Here is an 8,111-nt window from a genome sequence, read left to right on the forward strand (position 1 = left end):
AGTCAAACTCTTATTCCAATTCTCTAACGACTCTAAACCCTAAATAATTCGATTTACTATCTGCCTTTAGTCCGGTTCTCGTAAAGCTGTATATCTCCTTTGCATTATCTTTCGCCGAGCCGCCGCGAACACTGCGAAGTTTGCATTCAGAATCATTAACAGCGGAGCCGTCAGTCGGCGCGCCTATGTAATGATTTTGATAGCAGTCCATTGTCCATTCCTCAACATTCCCAGCCGTATCATAGATGGAAAAATCATTCGCTGAATAACTGCCAACAGGAGCCGTTTTTCCTTTAAACACGCCGCTATAATCACTGTCGCATCCGCGTTTACAATTCGCCATTTTTTCTGCCGATGCATCTCCCCACCAATAATCGCTTGTCGAACCTGCGCGGGCGAAATATTCCCACTCAGCTTCTGTAGGTAGGCGATAGGTCTTGCCGGTTTGCTCAGAAAGCCAAGTTGTGTAGTTCAGTGCATCATCCCAACTGACGTTCACTATAGGCCTGCTGGCTTTCCCCCATTTCGCATCACTTGGTAAAGGTGTCTCTGTGGCAATGGCATATTTTTCATAAGCGGCAAAAGTTACTTCATATTGGCTAACAGCGAATGCTTTTTTAATCGCGACTTCGTGTTCGGGAGATGTATTGGCCTGGCCCTTCTTGCCCATTGTAAAACTACCTGGGGTGATGACGCGCAATGTTGGTCCGGGGCTGTTATCCTGCAAATCGTCGACGAGGGTATCGCCAAGTTTGTGATCGATTTCCAGTGTGAAGCTTTCCGTTAAATTTTTGTCTCGAATACGCAGCCACTGTCTTATTGTTTTATATCCTGGCTTACTGACTTCTATGTGATAGCGTCCCGAATTCAAAGGCATTTCATCTGCATACTTATCGCGAATATTTAAAACCCTGACTCTTGCATCACTCGGCGTCGCGTCGATCGTCAATGCATAGCTTACTTCGATTGGTTCGACCTCAAGCAACTCATCTTCCAGTCGAGTATCGGATTCAGAAAGATTTTCTTGTTCTTGGTTTGCGTCTTCACTTAATGTTGTTTCAACTTTTTTATTTGGATCGCCGAGTAAGGTGATATTGGTTTCAAATTCAGAGCGCCATTCATCCCTTGTACTGTTATCGGAATCGCTGTAGTTGTATGAGCGGTTTTCTAAACTGTCATTTGTTGCGGCGGCTTGTGTTGAAGCATTATCGAATGCGTTGTTGTATCGACTGCGACTTGGCGTTGGCTGGTCGGCTTGATTTGGTTCGGAATTTCGACGCACCGTTCCTGCTACATAATCAGACGATTCTTCACGACCAATAATAGAGTTTGAATATTCTAGTATCACGTTTGCTGTGGAGGTGATCGCATTGTCCATGAACGCCGGCATTATTTTTTCGTAGGGAGTTTGGGTGCGGACGAGGCCAACACAAAAAGAACTCCAAATAATTGAAGCGATGAAAACAATCGTAAAACCTCGTGTAATGGCACCAAGTTTTCGAGAAGCGATTTCTTGATAATGTGCTGCTTTTTGAATTCGCGTAGAAATAATAGTTTTTAGTTCTTGATCGCGAGTGTTTGCGATAGTTTGAATTTCGGTAACTTTAATATTTGGATGGCTAAAAAAACCGCGCTTGGGCGTCCAACGCCAACTTGACACTTTCGAAAACCAAATCGCTAGTTGGTGTCTTAAGGCAGCATAACTTGTTAATAACAAGGCCTTCAATAAGGCCATCACACTCATGCCGCTAGTGTCAGTTAGAGCAGTTCCTCGGTTTTGAAATCCAGATAACGTTTCCTCAATGATGGTAATGGCGGTCACCAAATCTGCTCCGCTTTGGAAGCGTTGCTCTGGCGATTTTGCCAACATTCGATTAATTAATTCTTGATAAACCGAAAATTGTGGGGGGAGGGTAGGTACCGGTGCCGTTAAATGTTTGATCGCGATCGCAATGGATTCTTCCGCTTGAAACGGCACTGTTCCCGTCAGCATTTCGTAGAACACAATACCAAGGCTATAAATATCTGAACGGCCATCAATCGACAAACCACGTGATTGTTCCGGACTCATATAGTGGGGCGTGCCCACAACAGTGCCAGAGTTGGTAACTTTTGAAGAAGCGCTAACCGCTTTTGCAACCCCAAAATCTGAGAGCACTGCGGTGTTATCTTCCCGAAATAAAATATTTTCTGGTTTTAAATCTCGGTGGACATATCCCTTGGTGTGAGAAACCTGCAAGGCCAAAGCAATTTCTTTAATAATTTTTAGCGATTCTTGCGCGCTTAAACCCACTTGCATTTTATCGTGCACAGTGCCACCGGGCAGATAATCCATCGCAATATAGTTTAAGTTGTTGTAGCAGCCGATGTCGTAAATTGACACGATACTCGGGTGTGATAGTTGCCCAACGATATTCGCTTCGCGTTGAAAGCGCTCACTAAAAATGGGATCGGCGTTTAAGACAGGAGACATCACTTTAAGTGCGACTTCTCGGCCAACACTCAATTGCACGGCGAGATAGACAGAAGACATGCCGCCGTCATTGATCTTACGAATTATGCGATAGCCGGGTATCTGCATGACGTCTCTGTTGTTCCAAGTGCAAGTTCCGAAGAACGTCTCACGGGATTCACTGTTTATTTCTTATGTAGAGTTACTAGTCCCGTCGGGAAAGGGATTTACGCTTCTTGATGATTAACTATAGCTGATGAGTAGAGGGGAGATGACCCAGCCGTCGACAAACGGGCCATAAAGGCGCACTGAAGTTCTGCTTAGACGAGAATCCAGTAGCATAGAAGTGAAAAACAAACAGCAGTGGCGCTGTATAGGGCGGCGTCCCACTTACGGTCACCAAAAATACTGGGAAGCCAATCCCAAAGAAATTCAAGGGGTGGAAAAATACGCAGAGGAGAGGCGATTATTTGTACAGTTACATTGTCTCGACCACCATGACTGAGCGCGTGCTTTATTAATTTGTTGACCGCCTCCTGAGGTGTTTGGCTATCACAGAGTGCCTGAGCAATTAGCTCATCGCTTACTTCATCAGTAAGGCCATCACTACACAGTAAAATCCATTGCTTCTCGCTCCACTGACCTTTCACGGTATCGACTTTGATCTGGGAAACATCTTGTGAGCCAAGGCATTGAGTGATGACGTTTTTATCAGGATGACTACTAGCTTCTTCTTCAGCAATCGCTCCGGACTGGACAAGCAATTGAACGTAGGAGTGATCGGTTGAAAGTTGTTCAAGAACACCGCCTTTGTCGTCACTTGTCCATAGATAAGCACGGCTATCTCCGACCCATGCAATCTCGTAATCACTTGCGTTACTTTGCAAGGCAACGACGGTAGAGCCCATTCCCTTTGCACCAATGCCATCGTCGGCAGCAGAGAGAATAGATTGGTGGGCTTCGTGAATAGATTCAGCGAGTGCCTTACCTTCTTCGGTGTTTTGCTTGATCGTGTCGACAACGATAGAGCTTGCGACCTCGCCAGCTTCATGGCCACCCATACCATCGGCGATAAGCCACACACCTTTGTCCGGTAGGCTGAGATAACAGTCCTCATTATTGTCTCGGATTAGGCCTTTATCTGTGGCCGCGCTATGAATGGGTGATGACATCTATACAAGCTACCAAAATTATCGTTATTAGTTGAATGACACTAGCGAGTTGCCGATAGCTAATTAAAGGGTATGTCCCTAGCGCTAAGAGCGAATGATTCGCGTAAGACTCACATTATAGTCGCTATTATTTGCCCTGCCGCCAATGGGTAAAATGTCTCATCTTACCGATATATCTACTAAGGTGAAACAATTTTTAAGCCTAAGCTATTGAAAAACCAGTGGCTTTTGCTACATTACATAAACGCATAAGACTGCTGTTTAGATGCGAAATACAAAGTGCGTAACGTCGCTTTGATAATAATAAACCGTTTCTTTAAAAGGGCGGAATAACGAGAGCACAAACGACTAACAATATTAGTGATCGATAAGGTTTGTAGAATCGTTGTTCAAAGGGTTTCTTCTGCTACGAGGCATTGTCAATGTTAAAACTCCGACTCAAAAATAATAAACACAGCGCGGTGTGGCTAGTGGAGCCAAAAGTTAGTATTGGAACAGCGCCAACAAATGGTTTTGTTGTTGCCGATTCAAGTGTCGAAGCAAATCATGCAGAAGTGTTAGTCAAGCATGAGAATCTCACGCTAGTAAATCTTGTCGAGAGTAAACCGTTATCCGTTAATGGTAAGGAAGTTGAAAATAGTTCTCCTTTAAATATTAATGATGTCGTCACCATCGGCAATATTGAAATAGAAGTGGTTGATCCAAAATTAGAACAGAGAGAAGAAGCAAAAGCGGCACCGAAGGTAAGTAGTGCCACCGGATGGGCGCTAAAATCAAATCACGCGGCACTCGCCAATCGTGTTTTCACAATTAGTCCTAAAACTATTGTCGGTCGCTCGAACGAGTGCGATATTACTTTAGCGGCTGCGCATTTATCCAGAAGACATGCTGAGCTCACCGTAAAAAATGGTTTGCTTTATGTAAAAGATCTTGGTTCTGCAAATGGAACCTTTATTAATGGCAGCCCGGTAACCGAAGCGCGTGTTAAACGTGGCGATGAATTAAAGTTTGATACCTTAAGTTTTGGTGTCATTGGTCCAAGTGAAGATTTGGATAAAACCACGATTCGCCCCGTTGCTGCGATGCCGAAACAAGCTTCGGCTAAATCAGCGCCGCGATCCGCGGGTGCGTCTCCAGTGAACAAAGAGTCTTCCGCGAATAAAGTTCAGGTGCAAAAAAATATACCGACTTCTAAAGCGACAAATAATACCAATTCAGAAAATCAAAACCGTCCGCAATATGACGCAACTGCTGATAAGCCGAGAAAAGGCAAATCTTTAGCTTGGTTTATTGTATTGGGTTTAGTTGTAGCTTGTATCGCTGTGGCCTATTCAATGGGCTTGTTGCCATAAAAATTTTCAGTCAGTTTGGTAATACTCTTTAGCCCAACTCCCTCCTAGTAACCTGGCATTATTAGTGTTTTTCTACCGCTAATCATTGCCTGTGTTGCCTTCTATTCCTCGCGTATGTGTGAACCAAGTCCTGAAATAAGATTTTAGTCTTAATGAATTTCAGTTTGCGCCGATAACTGGTAATTGGAAACCAAAATTACTGGAATCTATTAAGGATTGACGCCATGCATTTTTCACCTATCTCTAATCATCATTTTTCAAATGACTTTCAAGCGACCGAAAGTCTTTTACGCTCAGCTGAAAATGATGTGGAGCAAAAACAATCATTTAGCTCATCAGAAGTTACCAATGGCGAGAGGGTGGTAGAAAGTTATACCGAAAGCTACCGTCAAGAAACTCGCAGTTTTGATGGTTTTAGAGTTTTTGAAAGTGTTTTGTCAAAATCTTACCAGCGAACTACGGCATCTGAGAAAGTGCCTAGCTTTGAGCAGGGTGCAATAGATTCAGAGGCGATTACCTCAGAAAAAGCCTCAAACAACATTCTAGGTTTTATCGAAGCGCAACTAAAGAGAGATGTAGCAAACGGCGCAAGTGAAGAAGAGTTAGTTGCGCGAGCAGAGACCGCACTTAATGCGTTTGAGAAAGGTTTCAATGAGGCGAAAAATGAACTTCGTGCAAGTGGTTTGTTATCTCAATCAGTCGAAGATGATATCCATGCGACTTACGATACCGTGACTAGAGGCATTGAAAATTTAAAACAAGGTTTACTGGGCGGAAAAACAACGAATGAAACAGATCGGAACGATGTCGATTCAAACGCATCCGACGCCGTCGAGAGTGCGCCGAAACAAGATGTGCCAAATGCTGCACTAGAAAACAATCCAAGCCGTGAAAACCAAAAAGATTCAGGGTCCGGATCAAATAGAATTTCTAGCCTCGCCCAACAACGCGACAGTTTTGCAGCAGAAGCAGAGCAAAATATTCTCGGCTCGTTAAACCAAACCGCATCATCGGTTTCGGCTCCAATTGATTCTTACGCAAACTATCAGTTCGCACAATCCAATACTTTTAGTTTTGAAGTTGAGACTGCTGACGGCGATAAAGTTACGGTGACCGCAAACACCAAAGATCTTTATGCCGCTGAAAATACTGCCGAGTATTTTTCCGAAACATCCGAGTTTACACAAGGTTTTCAGTTTGAGGTGAGTGGTGAGTTGGATGAAGATGAATTGCTTGCGCTCAACGATTTGTTTAGACAAGTCGAAAGGTTGTCGAGAGAGTTCTTCTCCGGCGACCTTGATGCAGCATTTTCGCAAGCGCAAAATCTTGGCTATGATACGGAAGAAATCGTTGGCTACTCGTTAAACCTTCGTCAAGTAGAAGTCGAACGTGTACGTGTCGCTTATGATGAATTTGCACCAAATGGGAACCAGGAATCAAATAAACTCATTGATGCCCTGCAACCTATCGGCAACTTTGCCCAGGGTTTACTTGATGCATTAGAGCCTGCGAGTAAATTTTCACAACCAACACGCTTGATTCAACATTTAGCTTCGTATATAGAGCAGGTGAAAATCAATGAAGAATTAGGCCAAGACGATGATGAACTGCAAGAAGTCGTCGAACCAGAAGTGCCAGCGGGATCCTCTCCCTCGGCAGCTAAACCGGCGGACAATTCTGAAAACAATAAGAGCGAAGTAATTGATAACACGTTTTTTCAAACCGATCAAAATCGTTTTGCGCCCTTTATAAAAACTATTTTAGAAAGTCTTCGTCAGTAAACTAGCCGACTTCACGTTTGTCTTCGACAAAAACAAAAAAAGAGTTGTTCCGGCTTAGCGCAAGGAATAGCTCTTTTGTTTGTGGCTCAATATTTACCACCTGACGTGATAAATTATCACTCTTTTTTTGTCTCACTTTTTGCTACACTCCGCAATTATAATTGCCAACAGCCTGCTGTTAGCGTATCGCTAATCTATAGATTCAAACTTAAATGAAAACCCTCAAACTCTATTCCACCCTCGGCTGCCATCTCTGCGAACACGCAAAGACGATCGTCCTACCTATAGCAGAAGAAAATAATTTTGAATTGATAGAAATTGATATTGCCGATTCGGAAGAGTTGATGGCGAAATATCAGTACACGATACCGGTATTGGAAAATGTTGATTCGGGCGCCACGCTGAATTGGCCCTTTGATGGGGAAGGGGTGTTGGGGGTTATTTAGCGCTACGTGTGACAGATTTCAAAATTCCTTATAGTGTCTATTGGTAACTATTTGCGCCGCAAGTCCGCAGGCTAGCATTTAGAATAATTTGTGAGCGGTTTGCCATAAAAAATTTGTAAACAAAAAATAATAAAAAATTTATAGAGGAGATAGATTTAGTAATCAGAATAGTGTTTAATCCCGCCATTAATAATTTAAAATAATTCTGCTTTCCAAAAATGATCAAAGCCATTGATCATTCTTTGAGTGATTCTAAATCAAGGAAAGGCCACGAATAAGCAATCACTTGTTCCTATCTTTTGCGATTAATTTTATCGTTTTCAGGCGCAATTTTTTTGCGATTGTATAGATTGTTCATTGACATATTTTCGAAACGTAGATGCGTCTGGTGTAATAGCGTCATGATACCCGCGACACGACATTTTAAAAGACCAAATTTTATTCGAGGTGATTAATTGTTTTCAGTTAATGATGTAAAGGGTGGTATTGGAAGACATATAATTTTTTTTGCTCAAATGAATCTAAGGAAAAAAGTTAAGGTGTTGCTGACCATCTGGATAGTAGTATCAGCGCAGAAGTCTTTTGGTATTCAAGTGGATTCGCAAGAGCGCCGTGATTTTACAACCAGCGAGGAAGCTCAAACGGCATGTGTGGCAGCTGTTCCAGACAATGAATGCAAGCCAAGAGGCGATAATATCGCTGCGTATATTTGGGTTGAAGTTCTTGAAAATGGCGCCCATCTATATTACGCACCAACTCATTGTGGGGGATTACCCGGTAGTGGTTCATCATTTACGTGTCATGAACATTACTATTATTTTAATGACCCCGCTTGCGCCGACGGCGGCTGCAACCCCAAAGAAAATGCAGGCAACGCGTCGTGCCCTGTAATGACTGGACATCCCGTT

General features: G+C 43.2%; 6 protein-coding genes. 4 read left to right on the forward strand and 2 right to left on the reverse strand.

Annotated features, from left to right (window positions below; all coding sequences use genetic code 11):
• Positions 1–10: 10 nt before the first annotated feature.
• Positions 11–2,581 carry a protein kinase domain-containing protein gene (locus tag ACYUCY_RS13730; RefSeq protein WP_460227072.1) on the reverse strand — a complete coding sequence of 857 codons (2,571 nt, stop codon included), beginning with the start codon at positions 2,579–2,581 and terminating at the stop codon, positions 11–13.
• A gap of 191 nt (positions 2,582–2,772) precedes the next feature.
• On the reverse strand, positions 2,773–3,624 hold the full coding sequence (locus tag ACYUCY_RS13735) for a PP2C family protein-serine/threonine phosphatase (protein ID WP_460227073.1): 852 nt from the start codon (positions 3,622–3,624) through the stop codon (positions 2,773–2,775).
• Between the two features lie 422 nt (positions 3,625–4,046).
• Here ACYUCY_RS13735 and ACYUCY_RS13740 point away from each other — a divergent pair, with 422 nt between their 5' ends.
• The 4 genes from ACYUCY_RS13740 to ACYUCY_RS13755 all read left to right on the forward strand — a co-directional run.
• On the forward strand, positions 4,047–4,976 hold the full coding sequence (locus ACYUCY_RS13740; protein ID WP_460227074.1) for an FHA domain-containing protein: 930 nt from the start codon (positions 4,047–4,049) through the stop codon (positions 4,974–4,976).
• A 224-nt stretch (positions 4,977–5,200) separates the two neighbouring features.
• On the forward strand, positions 5,201–6,757 hold the full coding sequence (locus ACYUCY_RS13745; RefSeq protein WP_460227075.1) for a DUF5610 domain-containing protein: 1,557 nt from the start codon (positions 5,201–5,203) through the stop codon (positions 6,755–6,757).
• 212 nt (positions 6,758–6,969) lie between these two features.
• Entirely contained in the window at positions 6,970–7,203 is a 234-nt protein-coding gene (locus tag ACYUCY_RS13750) for a glutaredoxin family protein (protein WP_460227076.1), read from the forward strand.
• Between the two features lie 539 nt (positions 7,204–7,742).
• Positions 7,743–8,111, forward strand: a 369-nt coding sequence (locus ACYUCY_RS13755; protein WP_460227077.1) for a hypothetical protein, incomplete at its 3' end; no start/stop codon positions are given.

Source organism: Aurantivibrio infirmus, assembly GCF_054767315.1.